This window comes from Streptococcus cuniculipharyngis, from assembly GCF_007859195.1.
Taxonomy (GTDB): Bacteria; Bacillota; Bacilli; order Lactobacillales; family Streptococcaceae; genus Streptococcus; species Streptococcus cuniculipharyngis.
Map to the genome: position 1 here is coordinate 1 of NZ_VOHL01000005.1, position 25,716 is coordinate 25,716.

Below are 25,716 nucleotides of genomic sequence, written 5' to 3' on the forward strand. Positions count from 1 at the left end.
GAATCAGGCGGTTAGAGGTTCGACTCCTCTAGGGTGCATCATCAATTATCGGGAAGTAGCTCAGCTTGGTAGAGTACTTGGTTTGGGACCAAGGGGTCGCAGGTTCGAATCCTGTCTTCCCGATTGAAGATATAAGAGATGGTCGAAAGACCATCTTTTTATGTTTTCTTTAGTTAAATAATATGATAGAATGAAGAGACTACTAAATTTAGGGGAAAATAAGATGAAATTACAAAAACCAAAGGGAACACAGGATATTTTACCTAAGGAAGCAGCTAGGTGGCATTACGTTGAAGAAAAGGCTCGCCAGCTTTTTTCTCAATATCACTATGGTGAAATTCGTACTCCCATGTTTGAACATTATGAGGTGATTAGTCGTTCTGTTGGTGACACATCAGATATTGTGACCAAAGAAATGTATGATTTTTACGACAAGGGAGAGCGGCACATTACCTTACGTCCGGAAGGGACTGCTCCTGTTGTAAGGTCTTATGTTGAAAATAAACTCTTTGCCCCAGAGGTACAAAAGCCGGTGAAGCTTTTTTACATGGGCTCAATGTTTCGTTATGAGCGACCGCAAGCGGGGCGTTTACGGGAATTCCATCAGATTGGGGTGGAATGTTTTGGCTCGTCAAATCCTGCAACGGATGTGGAAACAATTGCCATGGCGGCACACTTCTTTAAGGAATTAGGGATTGAACAAGTCAAGCTACACCTCAATACTTTGGGAACTGCGGATAGCCGGAAAGCCTATCGTCAGGCCTTGATTGACTATCTTCTCCCTTATAAGGAACAATTGTCCAAAGATAGCCAACGACGTCTGGAAGAAAATCCTTTGCGGGTTCTTGATAGTAAGGAAAAGGAAGACCGCGAGATTGTTGCCCAAGCACCATCCATTTTGGATTACCTAGATGCTGAAAGTCAGGCTTATTTTACCAGTGTTTGTGACATGTTGACCCTTTTGGGAATTGATTATGTGATTGATACCAAGATGGTTCGTGGTTTGGACTACTATAATCATACGATTTTTGAATTTATCACCCAGCTTGACGGTAATGATTTGACCATTTGTGCAGGGGGGCGTTATGATAAGTTGGTTGATTATTTTGGTGGTCCAGAAACGCCTGGGTTTGGTTTCGGTTTAGGGGTTGAGCGTCTCCTTTTGGTTTTGGAAAAATTAGGTATTAATCTGCCAGTTGAGGAGCCGCTTGACCTTTATGTGGCAGTTTTAGGGGATAATCCTCAGGTTAATAGCAAAGCCTTGGAGCTGGTTCAGGCTGTCCGCCAACAAGGTTTTTCTGCTGAACGGGACTACCTTAACCGCAAGTTAAAAGCCCAATTCAAATCAGCTGACAACTTCAAGGCCAGTTATCTAGTGACCTTAGGTGACAATGAGATTGATACAGGTCAGATTAGTCTGAAAAATAATCAGACTCGAGCAGAAATTAGCCTAAGTTTGGCTGATTTGATGACCAATTTTGCTCAAGTCATGGCAAGTCAAGCTACATCAGCCAGTAAATAAAATGCAGAAACTTCCTCCAAATAGGTGGGAGTTTCTCGGTCTTTATGGTACAATAGAAACAAATATTTTTTAACGGAGAATAGTGATGAAACGTTCAATCTACGCTGGTCGTGTGCGAGAAAATCATATTGGAAAAGAATTGACCCTAACAGGATGGGTGGGTCGTCGTCGTAACTTAGGTGGTCTTATTTTTATTGATCTTCGTGACCGTGAAGGTTTGATGCAGTTGGTCATCAATCCTGAGACCGTGTCTGCGGAGCTATTGGCTGAGGTGGAAAAGCTACGTAATGAATATGTGATTGAGGTAACTGGTCAGGTAGTGGCTCGTGAGCAAGCTAATCCTGACCTGACAACTGGTCAGGTTGAGATGCAGGTGACCGCCCTAACCATTCTCAATACCGCTCAGACCACACCTTTCGAGATTAAGGACGGTGTTGAGGTTAGTGATGATACGCGTTTACGTTATCGCTATTTGGATTTGCGACGTCCGGAAATGCTGGCCAACCTCAAATTGCGGGCTAAGGTAACACAGATCATGCGTCGCTATTTGGATGAGTCGGACTTTATTGATGTGGAGACGCCAATTTTGACCAAGTCAACGCCAGAAGGGGCCAGAGATTACTTGGTACCTAGTCGGGTTAATCAAGGTCAATTTTATGCCTTGCCGCAAAGCCCACAAATCACCAAGCAATTGTTAATGAATGCCGGTTTTGACCGTTATTATCAGATTGTTAAATGTTTCCGTGATGAGGATTTACGGGGTGACCGTCAGCCAGAATTTACTCAGGTGGATTTGGAGACCTCTTTCTTGTCAGAAGTGGAGATTCAGGATTTGGTTGAGGGCATGATTGCCAAGGTGATGAAGGAAACTAAAGGCATTGATGTTAGCTTGCCTTTCCCTCGCATGGCCTATGACCACGCCATGAACCTTTATGGGTCTGATAAGCCTGACACACGTTTTGACATGCTCTTGCAGGATTTGACCGATTTGGCCAAGCAGGCTGATTTCAAGGTTTTTGCAGAAGCAGAGGCAGTTAAGGCAATTGTTGTTAAGGATAAGGCTGATGCTTACTCACGCAAGGATATTGATAAGCTGACCGAACAAGCTAAACAATTAGGAGCTAAGGGCCTAGCTTGGGTCAAGTTGGTTGCTGGTGAGTTGACAGGACCGATTGCTAAGTTTTTGCCAGCTATTGCTGAACAGTTGGTGGCTGATTTAGGCTTGGAAGATAATGACCTGGTTTTGTTTGTGGCAGATAGTTTGGCTGTTGCCAATGCCAGCTTGGGCGGCCTACGGACACGGATTGCAAAAGAGCAAGGATTGATTGATGAGTCACTCTTCAACTTCCTTTGGATTGTTGATTGGCCAATGTTTGAATGGTCAGAAGAAGAGGGACGTTACACCAGTGCCCACCATCCCTTTACCTTGCCAACGGCAGAAACTGCTGCAGAGTTAGAGGGCGACTTGACTAAGGTGCGTGCAGTGGCCTATGACATTGTTCTAAATGGTTATGAACTGGGCGGCGGTAGTTTGCGGATTAACCAAAAGGCCATGCAGGAGCGTATGTTTGCTGCTCTTGGTTTCTCAGCTCAAGAAATGACGGAACAATTTGGTTTCTTGCTCGAGGCCATGGATTATGGTTTCCCACCACATGGTGGTTTGGCTATTGGATTGGACCGTTTTGTCATGCTGTTGGCGGGTGAGCAGAATATCCGTGAAGTGATTGCCTTTCCAAAAAATAATAAGGCGACTGACCCAATGACGCAGGCCCCTAGTCAGGTGGCCGATCATCAACTTAAAGAGTTAGCCCTTCGAGTAGAAAGTCATGATTAAAAAGACAACCGTTCGGAAAAAAATAAAATTTGTCATTAAACGCTGGGCCAAGAAACATGGTTTTCTGCGTGTGCTCAAGAGCATTTCCAGGGAAAAATATGCAGAAAAGATTTCTGCCTCCCTTATCTATGCCCTTTTGTCCAGTATTGCGGTCAACTGTTTCTTTCAGCCGGGAAATATCTACGCCAGTGGTTTGACGGGGCTCTCGCAGATTTTGTCAACCTTGAGTGAGCGAGTATTAGGCTTTGGCCTCTCGATTGCGGTCATTTACTACCTGATGAATATCCCCCTATTTATACTGGCTTGGAAATATATAGGTCATAAATTTACCATCTTCACCTTTATTACGGTTACTATCGGTTCCCTCTTTATTGAGTTGATTCCAGTAGTAACCATCACCCAGGACCCAATTATCAATGCCGTCTTTGGAGGGCTCATCATGGGCTTAGGGGTTGGTTACAATCTCAGAAATAATGTGTCTGGTGGAGGGACCGATATTATCAGCCTCTATGTTCGTAAAAAAACAGGACATGAGGTGGGCAGTATTACCATGGCTATCAATGTTGTCATCATGATTTTTGCTGGTCTCCTTTTTGGTTGGAAATATGTTCTTTACTCCATGCTTTCTATCTTTGTCTCAGGGCGGGTGACGGATGCTGTTTTTACCAAGCAGAAAAAAATGCAGGCCTTGATTATCACTAGTCATGCTGACAAAGTCATTGGTATGGTTCATAAAAAACTCCATCGTGGGGTGACCTGTATCAATAATGCTGAAGGGACCTATAATCGTGAGCAAAAATCTGTCTTGCTGACGGTTATTACACGAGCTGAGTTTGCTGAGTTTAAATATTGGATGAAAAAGACAGACCCAGCGGCCTTTGTTTCGGTAGCAGAGGATGTCCGGATTATTGGCCGCTTTGTCGATGATGATCATTAAAAGGAGCTGAGATGAGTCATTATGAATCACAACTGAAGGTAAAAAATCTTGTTTTTATTACGATTGGAGTGGCTATTTATGCCTTTGGCTTTGTGAAATTTAACATGGCCAACCACCTAGCAGAAGGAGGGGTGGCAGGGATTACCTTAATTTTAGATGCTTTATTCAAGATTAATCCTGCCTACAGTACCTTCTTTATCAACCTCCCTCTCTTCATTTTAGGAGCAAGGACTTTTGGTAAACGTTCCTTATTATTAACCATTTATGGTACGGTTATGTTGTCTGTCTTCATTGGGCTTTGGCAAGAGGTTCCTCTAACGATTGATTTACAAGGAGATACCCTGATTATTGCCCTTTTGGCTGGGATTTTTGCGGGTGTTGGTGCTGGTCTAGTCTTTCGTTATGGGGCAACGACTGGGGGAACTGATATTATTGGTCAGGTAGTTGAGGCCAAGACGGGTCGTCAGATTGGTCAGACCTTGCTGGTTATTGATATTTTGGTCCTGTTGGCTTCGCTGACCTATATTGATATTCGTCAGATGATGTACACCTTGATTGCCAGCTTTGTGTTTACTCAGATTTTGACAGTGGTGCAAAATGGGGGTTATATGATTCGCGGAATGATTATCATTAGCAAAGAGTCAGAGAAAATTGCCCAAACCATCTTGCAGGACATCAATCGTGGGGTGACCTATCTCAACGGTCAGGGAGCCTATTCTGGCCAAGACCACAAGGTGCTATACATTGTTTTAAATCCAAGTGAGGTTTTGGATGTGAAGCGTATTGTCGCTAGTATTGACACCGATGCCTTTGTTTCTGTTATCAATGTCGATGAAGTCATCAGTTCGGATTTCAATATCCGCCGAAAGAATTATGGTAAGGATATGCAATAAAGCTAGGGAAATTTCCCTAGCTTTATTTTTGTTTATCGGTAAAGGTAAAGTTAATTTAGCTAAGAACAGGGCTCTCAATTAAATCTACGATATTACATCTCATCAGGGGCTTCAACGCCAAGGAGACCAAGGGCTTCTTTGAGAACAGTTGCTGTCGCTGCACAGAGGGCTAGGCGGCTAGGACGCTCTGCATTGTCCTCAAGGATACGGACATGGGCATAGTAGCGGTTAAAATGCTGAGCCAAGTTAATGGCGAATTTAGCTATAATGGATGGTTCGTAGAGTTCAGCGGCACGTTGGATATGGCGTGGGAAATCTTGCAGCAATTTGATAATTTCCCAGCTATCAGCGTCAGCTAGTTGATAGTTTCCAGCTGCATCAGGGGTGAAGTCTGCTTTTCTCAAAATAGACTGAATCCGAGCATGAGCGTACTGAACGTAAGGTCCAGTTTCTCCTTCAAAGGAAACCATGGTGTCGAGGTCAAAATCATAACCATTGAGACGATCAGACTTGAGGTCATAGAATTTAATGGCTCCGACACCAACAGCATGGGCAACCTCTTCCTTGTTGGCAAGGTTAGGGTTTTTACTTTCAATTTGTGTTAGGGCTCGGCTGATGGCCTCTTGAATGGTTGGTTCAAGTAAAATCACATTGCCCTTACGCGTTGATAGTTTTTGACCATTTTTAGTGACCAAGCCCATGGCAACATGGACCACGTCGTCATGCCAGTCATAGTCCATTTCAGCTAGGACAGCCTTTAATTGTTTGAAGTGGGCAGACTGTTCTTGACCAACCACATAGACTGCTTTGGCAAAATCATAATTGCGTTTGCGGTAGAGGGCAGCCGCCAAGTCACGCGTGATGTAGAGGGTAGCCCCGTCAGATTTTTTGATGAGGGCAGGATGTTCAATGCCATATTTCTCCAGATTGACTACTTGGGCACCCTTTGATTCAGTCAAGAGGTCTTTTTCTGTCAATAGGTCAATGATTTCGTCCATCTTATCATTGTAGAAGGCTTCACCATTAAAACTGTCAAAGGTCACGTCCAGTTCCTTGTAAATCCGGTTAAATTCAACCAAACTTTCGTCACGGAACCATTGCCAGAGGGCGGTAGCTTCTTCATCACCATTTTCTAATTTCAAGAACCAAGCCCGAGCTTCTTCATCGTATTCAGGGTGGTCGGTGACTTCTTCATTGATGCGAACGTAGAGTTTGAGCAGTTCTGAGATGGGATTGGCTTCGACAGCTGCCTTATCTCCCCAGAGTTTATAGGCCACAATGAGCAGACCAAATTGTTTGCCCCAGTCACCTAGGTGGTTGACTTTGACCGTTTGGTAGCCGATTTTTTGGAAGATGTTGGACAGGCTGTCACCGATAACGGTTGACCGCAGATGGCCGATTGAAAATGGTTTGGCAATATTGGGGCTAGACATGTCAATGACGATGTTTTTGCCTTGTCCAAGGTCTTGTTGACCATAAGAAGGACCAGCACTCAGCACTTGCTTCAAGACCTGACCAGATGTCCCTGCCTTGTCAAAGAAGAAGTTGAGGTAGGGGCCGACAGCTTCCACTTTTTCAAAAGCACTTTTGTCCAGTTGATCAACCAATTCACTGGCGATGGCTTGAGGGGCCTTGCGTAGGGTTTTAGCTAGGGTAAAGGTGGGAAAGGCTAAATCACCCATATCAGCATGCTTGGGTTGTTCCAAGAGCTTGACAATGCTTGCTGCATCAAGGTCGGGTAGCACCTTAGCAATTTCTTGGGCAACGAATTGTTTATTGCTCATCTTATTCTCCTAATCATGATAGTATCACTATATTTTATCATATTTTGACGAAATAGACGAGGAGAAAGGAAAATCTAACATTTTTCCTTGAAATAAGGTATAATAAACTATTGATAGAGAAAAAAGGGAAGAGAACAGGAGATTGGGCAAGGGAAATGTTGCCTTTTTTGCTAGTTAACCAGACCAGAAAGTGAGGGAGCAAGACATGAGTCAGGAAAAAATTTCACCAGGCATGCAGCAATATTTAGATTTGAAGGCTCAGTATCCAGATGCCTTTTTGTTGTTCCGAATGGGGGATTTTTATGAGTTATTTTATGAGGATGCAGTTAAGGCGGCTCAGCTTCTAGAAATCAGTTTGACAAGCCGCAACCGTTCAGCGGAAAATCCAATTCCAATGGCCGGGGTTCCCCATCATTCTGCCCAGCAGTATATTGATACCTTGGTGGAATTAGGTTATAAGGTAGCTATTGCTGAACAGATGGAAGCTCCGAAGAAGGCTATTGGGGTAGTCAAACGTGAGGTTGTGCAAATCATCACACCAGGGACAGCCACCAATCTGGAACAGGGTAATAATTTTTTAGTGGCCATAGATTATCATCAAGGCCTATATGGACTGGCTTATATGGATGTTTCGACAGGTGAGTTTTATGTCACCCACCTCAAAGATTTTTCTCTTTTGTGTGGTGAGATGATTAATCTTCGTGCTCGTGAAGTAGTGGTTGGTTATGAATTAACCGAGGAAGAAAGCACCATTTTGACCAAGCAACTCAACTTACTCTTATCTGTGGATCAGGAAAGTCAAGAGAGTGACTTGTTAGCTGTTGACTTACCAGCTATTGAACTTAGGGTAGCCAGCAAGCTTCTGCATTATGTCCATCAAACCCAATTACGCGAATTGTCTCACCTACAACCCTTGGTCCATTATGAGGTTAAAGATTTCTTGCAAATGTCTTATGCGACCAAGGCCAGCTTGGATTTGTTAGAAAATGCTAGGACCGGTAAGAAACATGGGAGTTTATTTTGGCTTTTGGACGAGACAAAAACGGCTATGGGGACACGTCTCCTGCGTGCATGGATTAACCACCCCTTGATTAGTCCGCGGGAAATTAAAGAACGTCAAGATATTATTCATGTTTTCTTGGAGCGTTTTTTTGAACGTCATGACTTGACCGAGAGTTTCAAAGGGGTTTATGACATTGAGCGTTTGGCCAGCAAGGTCTCGTTTGGTAAGGCCAATCCCAAAGATCTCCTACAATTAGGTCAGACCTTGACCCAGGTTCCTGTCATTAAGGCCATTTTAGAGAGTTTTGCTAGCCCCAGTCTGGCCTCCTTGGTTAGTCAGATGGATACTTTGCCCGAGTTGGAAAGTTTAATTTTTGCAGCCATTTCCCCAGATGCTCCAGCTGTTTTAACGGAAGGGAACATTATCAAACCTGGTTTTGATGAGCAGTTGGATGGTTATCGAAAGGTCATGCGAGAAGGTTCGGGCTGGATTGCTGAAATGGAGGCCAGAGAACGTCAGGCAACGGGAATTAGTAATCTCAAAATTGACTATAATCGTAAAGATGGTTATTATTTTCATGTGACTAATGCTCATTTGAATGCGGTTCCGGATTATTTTTTCCGTAAGGCTACCCTAAAAAATTCAGAGCGATTTGGGACAGCAGAACTAGCTAAGATAGAGGGTGACATGCTAGAGGCGCGTGAAAAATCAAGTAGCCTAGAATATGATATTTTTATGAGGGTTCGTGGCCAAGTTGAACGATATATTCAACGGTTACAAAAGTTAGCCAAGCAATTGGCAACTGTTGATGTTTTGCAGGCCTTAGCTGTTGTGGCGGAAAAAAATCACTATGTCAGACCGGAATTTAACCAAGAGCGAGTCATCGCCATTAAAGAGGGACGCCATGCTGTGGTAGAGCGGGTGATGGGGGTCAAGGAATACATTCCTAATAGTATTTATTTTGATCAGACCACGGATATTCAGCTGATTACAGGCCCTAATATGAGCGGTAAATCAACTTATATGCGTCAGCTAGCCCTGACTGCTATCATGGCTCAAATAGGTTCTTATGTTTCGGCAGAGTCAGCCAATTTGCCTATTTTCGATGCCATTTTTACCCGAATTGGAGCGGCTGATGATTTAATTTCAGGCCAATCAACTTTTATGGTAGAGATGATGGAAGCTAATCAGGCTATCCAGTGCGCTAGCCCACAGTCTCTCATTCTTTTTGATGAGCTGGGACGTGGCACGGCCACCTATGATGGGATGGCCCTTGCTCAGTCAATTATTGAACATATTCATGATCACGTAGGGGCAAAGACCCTGTTTGCTACCCACTACCATGAATTGACCGACTTGTCGGAGAGATTGCCCCATCTTGTTAATGTCCATGTTGCCATTTTGGAGGAAAATGAAGAGGTCACATTCTTGCATAAGATTACCGAGGGCCCAGCGGATAAATCTTATGGGATTCATGTTGCCAAAATTGCTGGCTTACCGCCTCTTCTCTTAGAGCGGGCTCAATTGATTTTAACCAATCTTGAAACCCATTCTGCCAGAATGAGGGACCAAGGTCAGTCAACAGTTGCACAAGAAGAAATTGTTCAGCAGTTGGATTTATTTCAAGATGGTGTTCAAGATGAGATTGTCAACCGTTTACGAGAACTTGATATTTTAAACCTAACCCCCTTGGAGGCCTTACCTATTTTGCACGAATTAAAGCAATTAGCCTCTCATCAGAACTAGCTTGTAAAGGACTGGGACTTCTCCAGTCCTTACTTTATTTAAGGTGCCTGTCCTGATTTGTGTTATAATAGTCCTTAAATAAGGAGCGCAAAGATGTCAAAAATTATTGAATTACCAGAAGTTCTTGCCAATCAAATTGCTGCCGGTGAAGTGGTTGAACGCCCTGCCAGCGTGGTTAAAGAATTGGTAGAAAATGCCATTGATGCGGGTAGTCAACAGATTACCATTGAGATTGAAGAAGCTGGTTTAAAAAAGATTCAGATTACAGATGATGGCGAAGGCATGTCAGCTGAAGAAGCGCTTTTAAGTCTGCGCCGACACGCAACCAGTAAAATAAAGAATCAGGCAGACTTATTTCGGATTAGAACGCTAGGGTTTCGAGGAGAAGCTTTGCCTTCTATTGCCTCAATCAGCCGTCTAAGTATTAAGACAGCTAGTGAAGAAGCAAGTCATGGTAGTTATCTTTTTGCTACTGCGGGTAAGGTTGATAAACAAGAAGCGATTAGCACCCCAAAGGGAACTAAGATTATTGTAGAAGATTTGTTTTTTAATACACCAGCTCGTTTAAAATACATGAAGAGTCTGCAAGGGGAGCTAGGCCATATTGTTGATGTGGTCAATCGGCTTAGTTTAGCTCATCCAGAAATCTCCTTTACTCTAATCAATGAAGGCAAGCAACTGATGCAGACGGCCGGAAATGGTGACCTCCGTCAGGCGATTGCAGGGATTTATGGGTTAAATACGGCTCGCAAGATGATTGCCATTGAGGCTTCGGATTTTGATTTTGAGGTATCAGGCTATGTCAGCCTTCCCGAATTAACCCGAGCCAACCGGAATTATCTGACTCTTTTAATCAACGGTCGCTATGTCAAAAATTTCCTGCTAAATCGGGCTATTTTGGAGGGCTATGGTTCTAAACTCATGGTTGGACGCTTTCCTATCGCTGTCATTGACATTCAGTTGGATCCCTACTTGGCTGATGTCAATGTCCATCCCACCAAGCAAGAGGTGCGTTTGTCTAAGGAAGGCGACTTGATGAAGTTGGTGACCAAGGCGATTAGCCAAGCCCTAAAAGAACAAGAATTGATTCCAGATGCCTTGGAAAATTTGGCGAGATCTAGCACACGAAGCCAACATAAGGCGGTTCAGACCAGTTTACCGCTACGCTCTCATCAACTTTACTACGATACGAACCGACAAGATTTTCTTGTCAAAACAAGCAGTGAAATCAACGAAAAAGTAGGTTTACAGGACGTTGACACCCTTGACGAGCCTGTCAAAATAGCAGCCAGCCCAGCGCAACCAGCTGTCAAGTATGCCAACCGCCAAGAAAGGACAACTGAACCTAGTGAACATACTGAGTTAGATTTATCCAATAAATCAAGTCTCCAGCGCCTGTTGAGCCGCTTGGAAAAAGAACAAACGTCAACCTTCCCCGAATTAGACTATTTTGGTCAGATGCATGGGACCTACCTCTTTGCCCAAGGTCAAGGGGGACTTTACATCATAGACCAGCATGCTGCCCAGGAACGGGTCAAGTATGAGTATTACCGTGACAAGATTGGCGACGTTGACAGTAGTTTACAGCAGTTATTAATCCCTTACTTGTTTGAATTTTCGCGGTCAGATTTTATGGCCTTGCAGGAAAAAATGCCCCTGCTCAATCAAGTGGGAATTGAGCTGGAGCCTTATGGGGAAAATACTTTTATCTTGCGGGAACACCCCATCTGGTTTAAGGAAGAGGAAATCGAGTCAGGCGTTTATGAAATGTGTGACATGCTCTTGTTAACCAACGAGGTCTCGATTAAAAAATATCGGGCAGAGCTAGCCATTATGATGAGTTGTAAACGAAGTATCAAGGCCAATCATGCCTTGGACGACTATTCGGCCAGAGATTTGCTAGTGCAACTATCCCAGTGCCAAAATCCTTATAACTGCCCGCATGGGCGTCCAGTTTTGGTTAATTTTTCCAAATCAGACATGGAGAAAATGTTCCGTCGCATTCAAGAAAATCACACTAGTTTACGTGAACTAGGAAAATATTAAGGAGGAGAAGCAGCTAGATGTACGACTATATCAAGGGTCAGTTGACAAAAATCACTGCCAAATATATCGTGGTAGAAACAGGAGGCCTAGGTTACATGGTCCATGTGGCTAATCCCTATCGTTTCTCCGATCAGGTCAATCAGGCGGTGCAGATGTATCTCCATCAGGTGGTGCGAGAAGACGCTCAACTCCTCTATGGTTTTCAGACCGAGGCTGAAAAAGAAGTCTTTTTGAATTTGATTTCAGTGTCTGGTATTGGACCGACAACAGCCCTAGCTATCATTGCTGCCGATGACAATGAGGGGCTGATTCGGGCCATTGATGAGAACAATATTACTTACCTGACTAAATTTCCTAAAATTGGTAAAAAGACTGCCCAACAGATGATTTTAGACTTGGCTGGCAAGTTTGTTCCTGCAGAAACTGATGTTAAGGTAACGAGTCAAGTGGCCGGCAATCCAGCCTTGGATGAGGCCATGGAGGCTCTGTTAGCTCTGGGTTACAAGGCCAGTGAATTGAAAAAAATTCGTGCCTTCTTTGATAATACCAATGACACGACAGAAAATTATATTAAATCCAGCTTGAAGATGTTGATGAAGTGAGGAGACTAGGATGACACGTTGCTCTTGGGTGCCAGAGGATAATGCCCTCTATTGTCAGTACCACGATGAGGAGTGGGGACGTCCCTTGACGGATGATCAGGCCCTTTTTGAACTGCTTTGCTTGGAAAGTTACCAGTCAGGGCTGTCATGGCTAACTGTTCTGAAAAAACGCCCAGCTTTTAGGCAGGCATTTTACAACTATGATATTGGTCGAGTGGCTCAGATGACAGCGGCGGATTTGGAGAAGTTGTTACAAAATCCAGCTCTGATTCGTCACCGACTAAAATTAGCAGCCACCATTAATAACGCCAAGGCGATGCAGGTTTTGCAAGAGGAAGAGGGGAGTTTTAGTCACTACCTTTGGGGATTTGTCAATCACCACCCCTTGGATAATCAGGTCAGTGACTACAAACAAGTTCCTAACCAAACAGTCTTGTCACAGGCTCTTGCCAAAGATTTGAAAAAACGAGGCTTTAAGTTTTTGGGTCCAGTAACCCTCTATTCCTTTATGCAGGCTGCAGGCTTGGTAAATGATCATGAACTTAGTTGTGATTACCATTTTTGAGCATCAAAGTACGAATAAATAAGTGAGGTGGCTGATGAAAGCAGAAATTATCGCTGTCGGAACAGAGATTTTAACCGGTCAAATTTTGAATACCAATGCCCAATTTTTATCTGAGAAATTGGCTGAATTAGGCATTGATGTTTATTTTCAAACGGCAGTAGGAGACAACCATGAACGTCTCTTGTCGGTGTTGGAGATTGCTAGTGGCCGCAGCGATCTCGTTGTCTTGTGTGGCGGTTTGGGACCGACTGATGATGACCTGACCAAGCAAACCCTGGCGCAATTTTTAGCTAGGGATTTGGTAACTGACCCACAGGCCAGTCAGAAACTAGACAATTTTTTTGCTCAGCGACCAGCAAGCTCTCGCACGCCAAATAATGACCGTCAGGCCCAGCTAGTAGCAGGCAGTCAAGCCCTAGCCAACCCAAACGGTTTAGCCGTTGGCGGCATGCTGACGGTTAATCAGGTTACCTATGTGGTCTTACCTGGGCCACCCAGTGAATTGAAAGCCATGGTGCAGGAGGAACTTCTACCCCGTCTGTCACCTCAAGGTAGACTCTACTCACGAGTTCTTCGATTTTTTGGGATTGGGGAAAGTCGTTTAGTGACCATCTTGGATGATGTGATTAAGCAGCAGACCGATCCTACCTTGGCTCCCTATGCTAAAACTGGCGAAGTCACCTTACGCCTGTCAACCAAGGCTAGTGATGAAAGCCTAGCTCAAGCTAAATTAGATGCTCTTGAACAGTTAATTTTATCACGTGAGCGGTTGGCTGATTATTTTTATGGGTATGGTGAGGATCATTCTTTAGCCAAGGAGGTTGCAGATTTGCTAAAAACCAGAGAGCAGACGCTGGCGGCAGCGGAAAGTTTGACAGCAGGCCTCTTTCAGTCCAGTTTGGCCCAATTTTCCGGAGCTTCAAGCTACCTGGTCGGAGGATTTGTGGCTTACAGCATGGCAGCCAAGGCCAATCTTTTGGAGATTCCCTTGCAAGATCTAGAAGAACATGGGGTTGTTAGTGCTTTTACAGCCGAGAAAATGGCAGAGCAGGCAAGGCTCAAGTTGGGAACAAGCTTAGGGGTATCCCTGACTGGTGTCGCTGGTCCAGATTCTCTGGAAGGCCAGCCGCTAGGTCGTGTCTACATAGGGATTGCTAACGCCCAGCAAACGAGGTCTTATCAGGTTGACATTGGCAAGCGAAGTCGTCAGGATATCCGCCAAATTGCGGTTCTTCATGCCCTGGACCTAGTGCGTCGAACTTTATTAAGCCCCTAAAATTTGTTAAAATTGTAAAGATGAAAGAGTAAAAGGAGAAAATTGTGGCTAAGAAAAAAACGAAAAAATTAGAAGACATCACCAAAAAATTTGGTGAAGAACGTGAAAAAGCCCTTAACGATGCCCTCAAACTGATTGAAAAGGACCATGGTAAGGGGGCCATTATGCGGCTAGGTGAACGTGCCGAGCAAAAGGTTCAGGTCATGAGTTCAGGTAGTTTGGCCCTGGATATTGCCCTAGGTGCAGGTGGTTATCCCAAGGGACGCATTGTTGAAATTTATGGCCCAGAAAGCTCAGGTAAAACCACAGTTGCCCTGCATGCGGTAGCTGAGGCTCAAAAAAATGGCGGGATTGCAGCCTTCATTGATGCAGAACATGCCCTAGACCCAGCCTATGCCCAAGCTCTGGGAGTTAATATCGATGAATTGCTCTTGTCCCAGCCGGATTCTGGTGAACAGGGCTTGGAAATTGCTGGGAAGCTGATTGAGTCAGGTGCGGTTGATTTGATTGTTGTGGATTCGGTTGCGGCCTTGGTTCCTCGTACGGAAATTGATGGGGAAATAGGTGATAGTACGGTTGGTTTGCAGGCTCGGATGATGAGTCAGGCCATGCGTAAACTATCAGCTTCAATTAATAAAACCAAGACCATTGCTATCTTTATCAATCAACTGCGTGAAAAGATTGGTGTCATGTTTGGTAGTCCAGAGACTACGCCAGGTGGTCGTGCCTTGAAATTTTATGCCTCTGTCCGTTTGGATGTTCGGGGAACAGCTAACAAGGTAGAGGGAACAGGTGACCAAAAAGGGGTGATTTTAGGTCGTGAAACCAAGATTAAGGTGGTTAAAAATAAAATTGCTCCGCCATTTAAGGAAGCTATGGTAGAAATCATGTATGGTGAAGGGATTTCTAAAACTGGTGAGCTAGTTAAGATTGCCACTGACCTAGACATCATCAAAAAATCGGGAGCTTGGTATTCTTACAATGATGCCAAGATTGGTCAGGGCTCAGAAAATGCCAAGAAATACCTGCTTGATAACCCTGAGATTTTTGAAGAAATTGACCGTAAGGTGCGTGAGCATTATGGCATGACAGTTGCTGATACTGCAGAGCTTGTCCAAGAACAAGAAGAGAAAAAAGCGAGTAAATCAAAGGCTAAGAAGCCAACCAAGGAAGAGCCCGAACAAGAGGAAGAAGAGCTAGTTTTGGATGATTTGGTTCTCGATTTAGATGAGACGATTGACATTGAAGAATAAAATCGGCCTCAAGACCGACTTTCTATTTGACAAAATTATGTTATAATGTTATCAGCACCTTGATATAGAAAGTGAGAGTTGGATATGATTAAGATTTATACCATTTCAAGCTGTACTAGTTGTAAGAAGGCTAAGACTTGGCTAAATGCTCACAAGCTTCCTTATAAGGAGCAGAATTTAGCAAAAGAGCCCCTCACAAAAGAAGAAATTTTAACCATTTTAAAGAAAACGGAAAGTGGTGTTGAGAGCATTGTTTCATCTAAAAATCGTTATGCCAAGGCACTTGATTGTAACTTAGATGATTTAAGTGTCAGTCAAGTCATTGATATTATTCAAGAAAATCCTCGCATTCTCAAAAGTCCTATTTTGATTGATGAGAAACGCTTGCAGGTTGGCTATAAGGAAGACGATATTAGAGCTTTCTTGCCACGTTCTATTCGCAATGTTGAGAATGCAGAAGCACGATTACGTGCAGCTTTATAATATAGGAAAACAAGGGGTGTTGGTATTCAACCTCCTTGTTTTTTTGAGTTAAGATTAAGGAAAAAACGATTGGGGTGTGTTATAATGAACAAAATAATACCTATATGTTTGCTGAATGGTTTAGTTGGTCCATGCAGCAAGATGATTTAGGGGACACAAAAAACAAACTTTCTCGTTTTGACTGGAATAGAAGGTCAAAATCAGATTGATGAGCCTTGGTATCGTCTTCTTAAGACTACCTCAAAAATACGTGGAGAGAAAGCTCTTATGGAATGATCCCAAGTTGCAGCATGCCTTTGAGTTATTTATGGCTGGCCATTCAGATAAAGATGTTGAAAAATTGGTCGGAATCAATGCTAGAACGTTTAGACGTTATAGGGATAAATATGGTATTTTTAGGGAAAAAAACACCTTTAGGTGTCTATTGATGTTAGTTTGATGCTATCCTCTAGGTAATTTTCAATTTCAGATTTATTAGTATTTTGGAGATTGATAACTCCTAAAAATCCTATATGACTTCTAAAGAATTGAGTATAATCTACTGTTGTTGAAGCTAGTATTAATAGTGCTTTAGGTTCTTTGTTTCTAATTTCTTTAGAAATTTTCAGACCATCCCAAGATTTTAGATTAGGGTCATTTATGATAAAATAGGTATTAGTTAAGTTAGTTTTTAAACTATTGTAATTTCGTTTAATTTTAAGTTTTGTTTTAGGGTATCTTTCTTTAAGAAATTGTCTAATAATTTTTGCTAGAGGGTGTTTGTATCTAAAGGGTTGAATTATGTAAATCATTATTTTATACCTCCCGTGATTAATTTTATCATGAGCGATGAGTTAATGAAGGAGTTTGTCATTAATAGAAGTATTTTTATAATGGTTGGTAGTATTTTACCGTTTATTATAAAATAAATACCATTAATGATATATTATATTTTTGATAGATTCTTTTTGTTATGATTAGATTAGTTGTAACAAGGAGGAAATTATGGATTATATTCTTGTTAAGAAAGATAATTTGGTATTTAAAATTCAATTTGCAGATATTTTATATATTGGGACAAATCCAAAACGGCCAAGAGTTTTAAGGTTTGTAACTGATGGTGATGTTTATGAGGCTTATGGTAAACTAAAAGATTTTGAACTGAGATTAGGATTAACTTTTAAATGTTGTCATCGCAAATATTTAGTAAATCTTAGACGTGTCAAAGCTATTGATATGGAAACTAGACAAGTTTTGTTTGATAATAGTAAGATTAATTCAATAGAATGTTCTCGGCGGAATTTTATTGGAGTTTTAAATGAATGGAAAAGTTTATAGAAAATAGAGGGTAATAAATACTAAATATTTTCGTGTTAGAAGATGATTTTTTCAGCAAACTCGTATTGAGACAGCGATAAAGAAAAGTGTGGCTGATAATAATCTGAAGTATCGATATTTAGAGGTGTTTGGGAAGCCCCAACAGTTGTTAGAGGCTATTAAGGAGACAGGCAATCATCAACTTTTTTTCCTTGATATTGAAATTAAAGGCGAGGAAAAGAAAGGTATGGAGATTGCACGTGACATTCGTGAAAAGGACCCTAGTGCCGTTATTGTATTTGTGACAACTCACTCCGAATTTATGCCAGTAACTTATAGATACCGAGTATCAGTACTTGATTTTATTGACAAGGGGATGGCTGATAATGACTATCAAGAAGCGATATCATCTGTTTTGATTCATGCTACAAGTCATATCGATAGGACAATAGGAGAAGATTCTTTTAGTTTTAAGTCACAACATTCTCAGGTTCAAGTTCCTTTTTCAGATATTTTATATTTCGAGACTTCATCCACGATTCATAAGGTCATTTTGACAACTAAAAAAGGGCATATGGAATTTTATGGTAAAGTCTCAGATATTGCTAAATCAGATAAGCGGCTTTATCAAAGTCATAGGGCTTATGTTGTTAATCCAGAGAATGTGATTCGTATTGATAAAGCAAATCATATTGTTTATTTTGAAAACGATGAATCCTGCTTTGTTTCAAGATTGAAGCTCAAAGGATTGCTTGAAAAGGTAAATAAAAAATGACGCTAGAATATGAAGGGATTTTTTTAGTTGGTTGATAAAGTTAATTATTTTTCAACAAGTTAGTCGCTACAAATTTAAATCATATATTTTGGTACTAATTCCTTTGTTCCTGACATTAATTGAATATTGGAATTATGATTTTATATTTTGGGGGGAGATATTATTTCTTCCTATTATTGTATATATCATAAAAAACAAAGAAAACTGGAACTGGACGCAATATCTCTTCTATTGTTTTTTTAGTTTGGTTGTAGATGATTTGTTTAGTAGAATTTCTTCAATATACTTTCAGTTTATTTCACGGCTGTCTTATGATGAGATTATTTCGCATGCATGGTCAGATTGGATTCCGACTATTTTAACATTACCGTTTTATTTTATCTTCTTAAAATTAGTTCAGTTTGATGTTAATAGTTTTAAAATAGGAGTACGAAGCAATAACTTATCAAGAGTAATAAATATTTTCAATATTACTCTTGCTGTTTATTATATTCTAGAATATATTTTAACTGGTTTACCTAGTTTAGAGAATGAAGGTTGGATTATAACAAATTTAGATGATATTTATTATCGTAGATTGATATTATTTATTTATCTTCCTATTTTTTTAGGATTTCTTTTATATATTAGTTATGTTGCTAAGAAAAATATTAATGATGAAATTCAAAAAATGAAAGATGAACAAATTACTTCATTGAGTATCTATAATAATCATATTGAAGGATTATATAAAGAAATCAGAGGATTTCGTCATGATTATACCAACTTATTATCTAGTTTGAATCAAGCTATACAAAATAAAGATATTGTTGGTATTGAGAAAATTTATAATAGTGTATTTAGAGATTCTGATAAACGATTTCAAAGTAGTCAGTATGATATAGGTAACTTATCAAATTTAGATAATGATGCTTTAAAATCATTAGTTTCTGTTAAAATGATTGAAGCACAAAATAAAGGAATTAATCTATCTGTAGAAGTTGAAGAACCTATTGATATTCCTAATAGTTTAGAGTTAATTGACGTGTTAAAGATAGTTTCTATTTTTTTAGATAATGCTCTGGAAGCTTCAGTTAATGCAGAAGTTCCCTATCTTTCTTTTGTATATTTTAGAGAAGATGCCACTAAAATAATGATTATTGAAAATTCAACTAGGGAAGAAAAAATAAACACTAAATCTATTTTCAATTATGGAAATTCATCGAAAGGGAAAAATAGAGGAATTGGTTTGTCTAATGTAAAAGAGATATTATCATATAATTCAAAAGTTTACTTAAAGACATATAGTGATAATTATATATTCAGACAAGAACTAGTCTTTGAGTCGTAAAGATAGTAATACCAGCTTTATTCGAGCTGGTATTTAATTATTAACCGAATTTTTTCTTACGTTTATCAATAGCCATTGGTTGAACTAATCCGCCATTACCACCAATAACTGATTTTAGTTGTGTTACATTAAGTGTTTGGAAGTTTTTACCGAAATCTTTAATTGAGGATGTCATATTGTTTAATCTCCTTTAATTACTGATTACTTGTTGTTTATGTAGTAAGTATATAATAAAAGGAAGTGTCTTTTACAAATATGTAATGAATGGTAAGTTATGATATTTTAGTATTTAGCATCTGGTAATAAATACCACGCTTTTGAAGTAGTTCAAGGTGGGATCCTTGTTCTTTAATTTTTCCTTTGTCTAAAACAAAAATGGTATCAGAATGCTCAGCTATCGCTAGTCTATGTGCAATAAAAATAATTGTTTTATCGTTCATTTTTAATAGATTATTAATGATTTTCTGTTCAGTTAGTAAATCAAGGTTGCTAGTAGACTCATCTAAAATAAGAATCTGTGAATCAGTTAGTAAGGCTCTAGCGAGTGCTAGCCGCTGTCTTTGGCCTCCAGAGAGTATACCACTGTCGGTTGTTAGCTCCGTTTGAAATTGCCGCGGCATATTTAGAATATCAGATAGGATCTCTGCTGTTTGGCAGGCTTCCGTGATTTTTGTTTTTGATACATTTGTTGCTCCTAGTGTTAGATTATCCAGTATTGAACCATTAAAGAGATATGGTTGCTGAGGTAGATAGTTGATATATTTTCGGAGAGTTTTTTTATCAATATCTAAAATTCTTATTCCATTAATAGAAATATCTCCTGAAGTTGGTTCAAAAAATCTGACAATAAGTTTGGCGAGTGTTGACTTACCAGAGCCACTTGTTCCAACAAAGCATACTTTTTCTCCAGGGGAAATAGAGAGATTGAGATGCTCTAACGTAGGAGAGTTAAATCCGTATTGATAGGTTAAATCTCGGATTTCAAGTATTCCGGGAGATATCATTTCAGGTATTTGATGTGCTAATTCGTCATATTCAGATTTTACAAGATAGATCTCATTTAGTCGATTATTAGCTATTTTAGCAGCTTGTAGTTTTGTTTGTAAGTTAATAATATTTTCTAAAGGAATAATAAAATAAGTAAGCAAGGTAGTATAGGTGATTAATTGGCCAATAGATAGTTCTTGTGTAATGACTAACTTGGCACCAAAATATAATATTAAGGAATTTAAAACTAGTTGGACAGTCTGTTTAAGTGATTGTTGTAATGAAGTAAATGGGAAGTAAGTTGCTATTCGTTATAAAAAATAAACCATTCATTAGAGTGGTTATTTATTTTGGAGAGCTTACGATATACTAATTGGTGTAAGGACGTGGTAAGCTAGACCAAGTCAAAAATAGATTAATGAAAGGAACAATTTATAAATGATTCAAAATAAGGTTGATAATAGAGTGTCGATTTGGACTTTACCAGATGATTTTTTAAAATCTAAAAAAGATCGAACTGGTTTTATTAATTAGAAATAATTAATAAAGTTTTTGAAAAGTCAGTAGAGCTTAGGTAGAGTCGATAATTATTATAGAGGATAATCATAGAGGAGGAAAAGTAATGTCAAAAGCAGTAAAACGCACCATTAAACGTAACACAATTAAAGTAGGTAAAGTTAGTGTAACAGCTCGTTACGGTAAAGGAAGTCTGTAAGTAGGAATACGTTATTTTTACTTATTAACTGTTATATGTATCATACTATTGATAAAGAAGTTATATATGTTTTCAGCAATTTTTACATCAACTATAAAGAGACGAGACGTGGCTCTACTGATGTGTTTTTCAATCTTACCATTACTACCCCCCTTTTTAATGGGGAATCAGGATTTTGAAACAATGAGTAAATCCGATTTTACTTCAAGTCTCTTATCATTTATGTCTGGTGCTCTGGACACACAGTATAAGCTAATTATTCCAACTCTGATTATGGGATTTATTGTCAGCTCGGTTTTTAGGGATGAGATTGATACAGGGATTATATTTCTCTATAAAGATATTAAACGAAAAGATATCTTTAATCTTAAACTGAAGAGTTTATGTTTAGTTTATATCGGATATTTTATCCTGTCACTGTTAGCTAGTGTCTGGGCTTATTACGGTTTAGTAGTGCCTAAATGGCAACTAAATCCGAGTCTTTTTCCGAAAGATCTTCTGAGTGTTGAACAAGGCATCTTAAGTGTTCTATCCACGGTCTTGTTAAATACAATCACCATCTATGTAGTTTCTTTGGTGTCTATTAAGTATAAGACGCTAGTAGCCGTATTGTCAGGAGTTCTTTTAACGCTATTAGCAATGATTGCACCAATGCTAAGTTTTATGAAATACGTTTTTCCAAATGGCTATTTAGACCTTCGAGATGAAAATACATTTTTGGTTAGTCTATTTTCTATTTTAGGATTGTCGTTGGCTTATCTCAGCGTGACCTATCTTTTAGCTAAGCATCGTTTTGAGAATATTGAATTTTAGGAGACTGTCTATGAAAACAGTTAAGTTTGAAAGGCTGATGATTGTTATTGGATTGATCATGATAGCCTCTATTAGTTATAATTTTGGCTTGGCGGTTCTATTCATGAATGGGACAACCATGGGACCTAATGCTTATTTGTACACAATAGCATTATCAATGCCTATAGGTTTTATTCTTCTACCTTATCTGATAACAAAGAAGAAGTCCCTCCTTTCTGAGTCAGTAGAGACATCATTCAATATCAAATCAATGATTCTTTTAGCAGTATCTCTTTTCCTAGCAGACTTGCTTTTCTTTAAGACAGGAGAATCCTTTAATCAGTTGATTATTGCAACTAGTGAAGAATTCTTGTTTCGGTATTTAGTCTATAATATTTTACGCCACAGCATGACCAAATGGCAATCAATAGTTATTAATTCCCTACTATTTGCTCTTGTTCTACATTTGAATTATGATGTTGTAGATAATCTATTATTACGTTTCCCTCTTGCACTATTGTTCTCTTACCTATCACAAAGATTTGGATTACAATATGCAATCGCTTCTCATTGGTTATATAATTTAACCGTGATTAAATTTGGTTTCTAAGGAGATTTATGATGCTAGTAACACTTGTTATGTATGCTGCAATTTATTTTGGGTTAACCCTGCTAGGCAATCAGTTTTTGAGTTCAATGTCTGTAGTTCTTTACTTAGCCTTAATTTATTTATTACCACCATTATTGAATGTTTTAGGTATTACTTTGAGAAAAAATAAGACAGAAAAACTAAGTTTGAGTTTGATCTTACCTTTGTTTTCTACCTTGTTTTATGCAGCCTTGTCGTGGGTAACAGAAAAGTCGGGATCTTGGCAAGCTTTTGTTAATCATAATACCGTTTCTAATCAAAATCTAACAGTAGAAATTGAAGCCAATGGGTTTGATCCTAGTCAAATTATTTTTATGGTGTTAGTGTATTTCGGTATTTCATTGACAGCTTATTACTTATCAACCAAAAAAGACAAAAAACAAAGAGGAAAACAGTATGCTTAAAATTGAAAATCTATCAAAGAAATTTGTGGGGAATGATTTCTACTCACTTCATGATGTATCAATGGAGATTAAAAAAGGTGAGATTGTTGGCCTAATTGGTAAAAATGGTGCGGGAAAGTCAACGTTAATGAAGATGATGGCAAAATCATTAAAGCCAACGACAGGGGTTATTACCTATAAGGGCATTGATATTAATAGTCGTGATAATGTTTTGGAAGATTTTGGTATCATGATTGACCCCGTATTTTATCCGGAAATGTCAGTTATTGATAACTTAAAATTTTATCTTAAATTGTATGGTAAGCAAGCGTTATATGATAATATTGAGCCCACCCTAAAATTAGTCGAATTATGGAAAGCACGGAATCGTAAACCTAAGGGCTTCTCTTTTGGGATGAAGCAACGTACTGCTTTGGCTATTGCTATGGTAGCGGAACCGGATTTTCTTATTTTAGATGAACCGTTTGTTGGTCTTGATCCAATTGGGGTTCAAAAATTAATTGATATTTTGAAAAAATGGTCCAGTGAGCGACAAATTTCGATGTTGATTTCCAGTCACCAACTAGGAGAGCTAGAAGCTTTGTGTAGTCGTTATGTTTATATCGAAGGTGGTCAGTTGGCCGATGAGTTTGATGGTCATGAGAATCCAAGTATCCTGGTGCACCTTGCCTCAGAAGGAAATTATGACAGCTATCAATCAGATGTTGTCACTGTGACAGGCAATGTTTTAGAAATTTCAACTGGAGCAGATAAAAATACCTTAAATACTTTGTTTACAGTTTTGGCATCCAATAATTTAATTGAATCCATCGAGATTAAAGAAAATCACCTGAAGGATGTCTTTATGAAGGGATAAGTTCATGAAAAATATATTTTCCGCAGTTTTTAGTTCAGTTTGGAAGAGAAAAGAAACTAAGATATTTTTGGCTTTTAGTCTATATCCGTTGGTTTTTTACTTATCAACCTTATTTCCTAATTCGGAGTTTATGAAAATTCATATGGAAGATGGTTATCAGCTGAGTTTGCTTGAGTTATATAGTCTTTTATTAGGTTCAATTAATTCTTTAACCTTACCCATTCTCTCCCTTTATTATTTGACTCATACTGTTTTTAAAAAAGAAATTGAAGATTCAGTTATGTTTTTGTACAAAGATGTTAGTAGACAAAACGTCTTTTGGGCTAAGATTCTCAGCTTAGTACTGATTGTTGTTATTTTTCTGTGCTCAAGTTTTGTCTTTACCACATTTGCCCACTATACAGCAGTAGTTAATCTTCCATATGGCACACCAGCTGTTTTCCCATCTACTCTGGTAGAGTTGGCACAGACGGCTGTTACAATTTTAATCACTTCACTAGATTTTTTAATATCTGTTTTTATTGCGATGTTGTTGTCTCTTTATTTTGGTAGCGGGGTAACGATGACGTCATCTCTCATTATAGGAATTGTGACGACTATTCTTCCCATCATTGGAGGAAAGTTGGCTATGATTTACCCGACTGGTTTCATTCAACTGGTTTATGGCAATCAGCTGTTATTTGCTTTTATGGGAGCTATTGGGATTAGTCTTTGTTATATCTTACTCTTGTCTGGAATTGGGTTTAAAAAATTTAGACATATGGAGTTTTAATATGAAGCATGGAAAGTTATTGAGAATTTTATTTGACTTTTTAAATAAAAAACAAGTTATTATAGGATTAACAGTTAGTTTTTTAGGAACTACTTTAGGTTTGTTACTTCCTCAATTTATTGGCCAATTATTAGATGAGGAATTTTTAAAAAAGTTAATTACGGAAAAAGAAATTTTAATCAGTTTAGTAGCTTTCTTTATTGGTGTTTATGGTTTACAAGCTCTAGCTAGCTATTTATTAGGAATTTGTGGTAGTCAAGCCATGAATAGGTTGCAAAAATATATTTATAATCATCTTTTAAATTCTTCAGTTAGTGAGTTAGATGGATATAGTTCTGGTGATTTAGCTAGTCGTTTAACAAATGATATGTCTGTTGTCTTGAACTTTATTACGGTTGTATTTCCAAATATGATTTTAAATATAGTTGTTATTGGTGGCTCAATCTATTTTATGTTGAAGATTAGTTTATCATTAACATTAATAAGTTTTCTACTAGTTCCAATTTTGGTATTTGTTATTATACCGGTTAATAATAGATTAGAAGATTACTACACTAATTATCAAGAAGGATTAGGTAAAATTTCAAGCAGAATTAGTCATAAATTTAATCATATTCGTTTGATGAAAGCTTTTAATGGTGAAAAAAATGAACAAAGAAAAATGTCAGATTCTTTTGATACTCTAACTGATAACTTTAAAAAAATTATTGGTTTGTCATCTATTCAAAATACTTTAGTGAATGGACTTATGATGAGTTTCATTATTCTATTACTGGTTATAGCTGGTATGGAGGTGTCTAAAGGAAGTTAATGTTAAATAAAAAGAAGAAATATCCATTTGGAATCAACTGTCCCTCAAAAAATTTACCAAATAAAATAAAAAGGGTTTAGATAGCAGTAACCCTAACGATAAAAAGGATTAATACGAGAATAGTTTTGCTCTTTAAGTTGTTCAGAGGTTTGTTCTAGGCACTATTTGTGACCCTAATATTTGACAAAACTCCCTCTGAATGAGATAATGTAAATGCTTAAGAAGTTCTGTGAAAGCTAAGCGCATAAGAAAACACCCTTGGAGGGCATTCCAAAGGTGTTTTTTTGTGCTTGCTCAAGGCACTCAGGCTTATTTTTTGTCGCGTTTTTCGAAGTACTTACGGATCAGCCATTCCGCAATTAGCTCTGACGCTACACTTATCAAA

The 25,716-nt window shown here is 39.1% G+C and carries 23 protein-coding genes, 1 tRNA gene and 1 pseudogene; 21 read left to right on the top strand and 4 right to left on the bottom strand.

Going from position 1 to position 25,716, the window contains the following annotated elements; genetic code table 11:
* Positions 1 to 49 precede the first annotated feature (49 nt).
* The 5 genes from FRX57_RS05875 (at position 50) to FRX57_RS05895 (ending at position 5,186) form a co-directional block, all read left to right on the top strand.
* Positions 50 to 123, top strand: a tRNA-Pro gene (locus FRX57_RS05875).
* 100 nt (positions 124 to 223) lie between these two features.
* Positions 224 to 1,522, top strand: coding sequence for a histidine--tRNA ligase (hisS, locus tag FRX57_RS05880; protein ID WP_146567640.1), 1,299 nt, complete (start codon positions 224 to 226; stop codon positions 1,520 to 1,522).
* Between the two features lie 85 nt (positions 1,523 to 1,607).
* A complete protein-coding gene (gene aspS / locus FRX57_RS05885) occupies positions 1,608 to 3,356 on the top strand; it encodes an aspartate--tRNA ligase (RefSeq protein ID WP_146567642.1) in 1,749 nt (582 codons plus the stop codon).
* Positions 3,349 to 4,293, top strand: coding sequence for a YitT family protein (locus FRX57_RS05890; RefSeq protein ID WP_146567644.1), 945 nt, complete (start codon positions 3,349 to 3,351; stop codon positions 4,291 to 4,293). Before aspS ends, FRX57_RS05890 begins: the two co-directional genes overlap by 8 nt.
* A gap of 11 nt (positions 4,294 to 4,304) precedes the next feature.
* Positions 4,305 to 5,186 carry a YitT family protein gene (locus FRX57_RS05895; RefSeq protein WP_146567646.1) on the top strand — a complete coding sequence of 294 codons (882 nt, stop codon included), beginning with the start codon at positions 4,305 to 4,307 and terminating at the stop codon, positions 5,184 to 5,186.
* A gap of 92 nt (positions 5,187 to 5,278) precedes the next feature.
* On the opposite strand, the gene argS is transcribed toward FRX57_RS05895, so the two are convergent.
* Positions 5,279 to 6,970, bottom strand: coding sequence for an arginine--tRNA ligase (gene argS, locus FRX57_RS05900; RefSeq protein ID WP_146567648.1), 1,692 nt, complete (start codon positions 6,968 to 6,970; stop codon positions 5,279 to 5,281).
* Positions 6,971 to 7,175: 205 nt separating this feature from the next.
* Here argS and mutS point away from each other — a divergent pair, with 205 nt between their 5' ends.
* The 7 genes from mutS to spx all read left to right on the top strand — a co-directional run bounded on the left by mutS (position 7,176) and on the right by spx (position 15,944).
* Positions 7,176 to 9,719, top strand: a complete 2,544-nt coding sequence (gene mutS, locus FRX57_RS05905; RefSeq protein ID WP_146567650.1) for a DNA mismatch repair protein MutS — start codon at positions 7,176 to 7,178, stop codon at positions 9,717 to 9,719.
* A 93-nt stretch (positions 9,720 to 9,812) separates the two neighbouring features.
* On the top strand, positions 9,813 to 11,765 hold the full coding sequence (gene mutL / locus FRX57_RS05910; RefSeq protein ID WP_146567653.1) for a DNA mismatch repair endonuclease MutL: 1,953 nt from the start codon (positions 9,813 to 9,815) through the stop codon (positions 11,763 to 11,765).
* A gap of 17 nt (positions 11,766 to 11,782) precedes the next feature.
* Positions 11,783 to 12,367, top strand: a complete 585-nt coding sequence (ruvA, locus tag FRX57_RS05915) for a Holliday junction branch migration protein RuvA (protein WP_146567655.1) — start codon at positions 11,783 to 11,785, stop codon at positions 12,365 to 12,367.
* Positions 12,368 to 12,377: 10 nt separating this feature from the next.
* Entirely contained in the window at positions 12,378 to 12,932 is a 555-nt protein-coding gene (locus FRX57_RS05920) for a DNA-3-methyladenine glycosylase I (protein ID WP_146567657.1), read from the top strand.
* A 34-nt stretch (positions 12,933 to 12,966) separates the two neighbouring features.
* A complete protein-coding gene (locus FRX57_RS05925; protein WP_146567659.1) occupies positions 12,967 to 14,208 on the top strand; it encodes a competence/damage-inducible protein A in 1,242 nt (413 codons plus the stop codon).
* A gap of 44 nt (positions 14,209 to 14,252) precedes the next feature.
* Positions 14,253 to 15,461 (top strand): recombinase RecA, encoded by a 1,209-nt coding sequence (recA, locus tag FRX57_RS05930; RefSeq protein ID WP_146567661.1) that lies wholly within the window; start codon positions 14,253 to 14,255, stop codon positions 15,459 to 15,461.
* Between the two features lie 84 nt (positions 15,462 to 15,545).
* Entirely contained in the window at positions 15,546 to 15,944 is a 399-nt protein-coding gene (spx, locus tag FRX57_RS05935; RefSeq protein ID WP_146567663.1) for a transcriptional regulator Spx, read from the top strand.
* Positions 15,945 to 16,357: 413 nt separating this feature from the next.
* Here spx and FRX57_RS05950 read toward each other — a convergent pair whose 3' ends face one another.
* Positions 16,358 to 16,735 carry a hypothetical protein gene (locus tag FRX57_RS05950; RefSeq protein ID WP_146567667.1) on the bottom strand — a complete coding sequence of 126 codons (378 nt, stop codon included), beginning with the start codon at positions 16,733 to 16,735 and terminating at the stop codon, positions 16,358 to 16,360.
* Positions 16,736 to 16,928: 193 nt separating this feature from the next.
* Here FRX57_RS05950 and FRX57_RS05955 point away from each other — a divergent pair, with 193 nt between their 5' ends.
* The 3 genes and pseudogenes from FRX57_RS05955 (at position 16,929) to FRX57_RS05965 (ending at position 19,345) form a co-directional block, all read left to right on the top strand.
* Entirely contained in the window at positions 16,929 to 17,261 is a 333-nt protein-coding gene (locus tag FRX57_RS05955; protein WP_146567669.1) for a LytTR family DNA-binding domain-containing protein, read from the top strand.
* A gap of 17 nt (positions 17,262 to 17,278) precedes the next feature.
* Positions 17,279 to 18,015, top strand: a pseudogene (locus FRX57_RS05960) (response regulator transcription factor).
* A gap of 31 nt (positions 18,016 to 18,046) precedes the next feature.
* Positions 18,047 to 19,345, top strand: a complete 1,299-nt coding sequence (locus FRX57_RS05965) for a GHKL domain-containing protein (protein WP_246100965.1) — start codon at positions 18,047 to 18,049, stop codon at positions 19,343 to 19,345.
* 40 nt (positions 19,346 to 19,385) lie between these two features.
* Here FRX57_RS05965 and FRX57_RS07820 read toward each other — a convergent pair whose 3' ends face one another.
* Together FRX57_RS07820 and FRX57_RS05970 are read right to left on the bottom strand one after the other, a co-directional pair.
* Positions 19,386 to 19,520, bottom strand: a complete 135-nt coding sequence (locus tag FRX57_RS07820) for a hypothetical protein (protein ID WP_281287372.1) — start codon at positions 19,518 to 19,520, stop codon at positions 19,386 to 19,388.
* 97 nt (positions 19,521 to 19,617) lie between these two features.
* Entirely contained in the window at positions 19,618 to 20,493 is an 876-nt protein-coding gene (locus tag FRX57_RS05970) for an ATP-binding cassette domain-containing protein (RefSeq protein WP_146567671.1), read from the bottom strand.
* Between the two features lie 620 nt (positions 20,494 to 21,113).
* Here FRX57_RS05970 and FRX57_RS05975 point away from each other — a divergent pair.
* The 6 genes from FRX57_RS05975 to FRX57_RS06000 are packed head-to-tail and all read left to right on the top strand — an operon-like array spanning position 21,114 to position 25,331.
* Positions 21,114 to 21,860, top strand: a complete 747-nt coding sequence (locus tag FRX57_RS05975; protein ID WP_146567673.1) for an amino acid transporter — start codon at positions 21,114 to 21,116, stop codon at positions 21,858 to 21,860.
* Positions 21,861 to 21,870: 10 nt separating this feature from the next.
* Positions 21,871 to 22,449, top strand: a complete 579-nt coding sequence (locus FRX57_RS05980) for a CPBP family intramembrane glutamic endopeptidase (RefSeq protein WP_246100967.1) — start codon at positions 21,871 to 21,873, stop codon at positions 22,447 to 22,449.
* 8 nt (positions 22,450 to 22,457) lie between these two features.
* Positions 22,458 to 22,892, top strand: coding sequence for an Msa family membrane protein (locus FRX57_RS05985; protein ID WP_146567676.1), 435 nt, complete (start codon positions 22,458 to 22,460; stop codon positions 22,890 to 22,892).
* Entirely contained in the window at positions 22,885 to 23,748 is an 864-nt protein-coding gene (locus tag FRX57_RS05990) for an ABC transporter ATP-binding protein (protein ID WP_146567678.1), read from the top strand. The genes FRX57_RS05985 and FRX57_RS05990 overlap by 8 nt, the downstream gene beginning before the upstream one ends.
* Before the next feature lie 4 nt (positions 23,749 to 23,752).
* On the top strand, positions 23,753 to 24,520 hold the full coding sequence (locus FRX57_RS05995) for a hypothetical protein (protein ID WP_146567680.1): 768 nt from the start codon (positions 23,753 to 23,755) through the stop codon (positions 24,518 to 24,520).
* 1 nt (position 24,521) lies between these two features.
* Entirely contained in the window at positions 24,522 to 25,331 is an 810-nt protein-coding gene (locus FRX57_RS06000) for an ABC transporter ATP-binding protein (protein ID WP_186600840.1), read from the top strand.
* Positions 25,332 to 25,716 lie beyond the last annotated feature (385 nt).

Coding starts and splice junctions, on each gene's coding strand:
- FRX57_RS05950 (WP_146567667.1), bottom strand. CDS start 16,735: ATGATTTACATAATTCAACCCTTTAGATACAAACACCCTCTAGCAAAA.
- FRX57_RS05955 (WP_146567669.1), top strand. CDS start 16,929: ATGGATTATATTCTTGTTAAGAAAGATAATTTGGTATTTAAAATTCAA.
- mutS (WP_146567650.1), top strand. CDS start 7,176: ATGAGTCAGGAAAAAATTTCACCAGGCATGCAGCAATATTTAGATTTG.
- FRX57_RS05980 (WP_246100967.1), top strand. CDS start 21,871: ATGAAAACAGTTAAGTTTGAAAGGCTGATGATTGTTATTGGATTGATC.
- FRX57_RS05890 (WP_146567644.1), top strand. CDS start 3,349: ATGATTAAAAAGACAACCGTTCGGAAAAAAATAAAATTTGTCATTAAA.
- FRX57_RS05990 (WP_146567678.1), top strand. CDS start 22,885: ATGCTTAAAATTGAAAATCTATCAAAGAAATTTGTGGGGAATGATTTC.
- spx (WP_146567663.1), top strand. CDS start 15,546: ATGATTAAGATTTATACCATTTCAAGCTGTACTAGTTGTAAGAAGGCT.
- FRX57_RS05920 (WP_146567657.1), top strand. CDS start 12,378: ATGACACGTTGCTCTTGGGTGCCAGAGGATAATGCCCTCTATTGTCAG.
- hisS (WP_146567640.1), top strand. CDS start 224: ATGAAATTACAAAAACCAAAGGGAACACAGGATATTTTACCTAAGGAA.
- FRX57_RS05975 (WP_146567673.1), top strand. CDS start 21,114: ATGTTTTCAGCAATTTTTACATCAACTATAAAGAGACGAGACGTGGCT.
- FRX57_RS06000 (WP_186600840.1), top strand. CDS start 24,522: ATGAAGCATGGAAAGTTATTGAGAATTTTATTTGACTTTTTAAATAAA.
- FRX57_RS05985 (WP_146567676.1), top strand. CDS start 22,458: ATGATGCTAGTAACACTTGTTATGTATGCTGCAATTTATTTTGGGTTA.
- FRX57_RS07820 (WP_281287372.1), bottom strand. CDS start 19,520: ATGACATCCTCAATTAAAGATTTCGGTAAAAACTTCCAAACACTTAAT.
- ruvA (WP_146567655.1), top strand. CDS start 11,783: ATGTACGACTATATCAAGGGTCAGTTGACAAAAATCACTGCCAAATAT.
- mutL (WP_146567653.1), top strand. CDS start 9,813: ATGTCAAAAATTATTGAATTACCAGAAGTTCTTGCCAATCAAATTGCT.
- FRX57_RS05995 (WP_146567680.1), top strand. CDS start 23,753: ATGAAAAATATATTTTCCGCAGTTTTTAGTTCAGTTTGGAAGAGAAAA.
- FRX57_RS05925 (WP_146567659.1), top strand. CDS start 12,967: ATGAAAGCAGAAATTATCGCTGTCGGAACAGAGATTTTAACCGGTCAA.
- aspS (WP_146567642.1), top strand. CDS start 1,608: ATGAAACGTTCAATCTACGCTGGTCGTGTGCGAGAAAATCATATTGGA.
- FRX57_RS05895 (WP_146567646.1), top strand. CDS start 4,305: ATGAGTCATTATGAATCACAACTGAAGGTAAAAAATCTTGTTTTTATT.
- argS (WP_146567648.1), bottom strand. CDS start 6,970: ATGAGCAATAAACAATTCGTTGCCCAAGAAATTGCTAAGGTGCTACCC.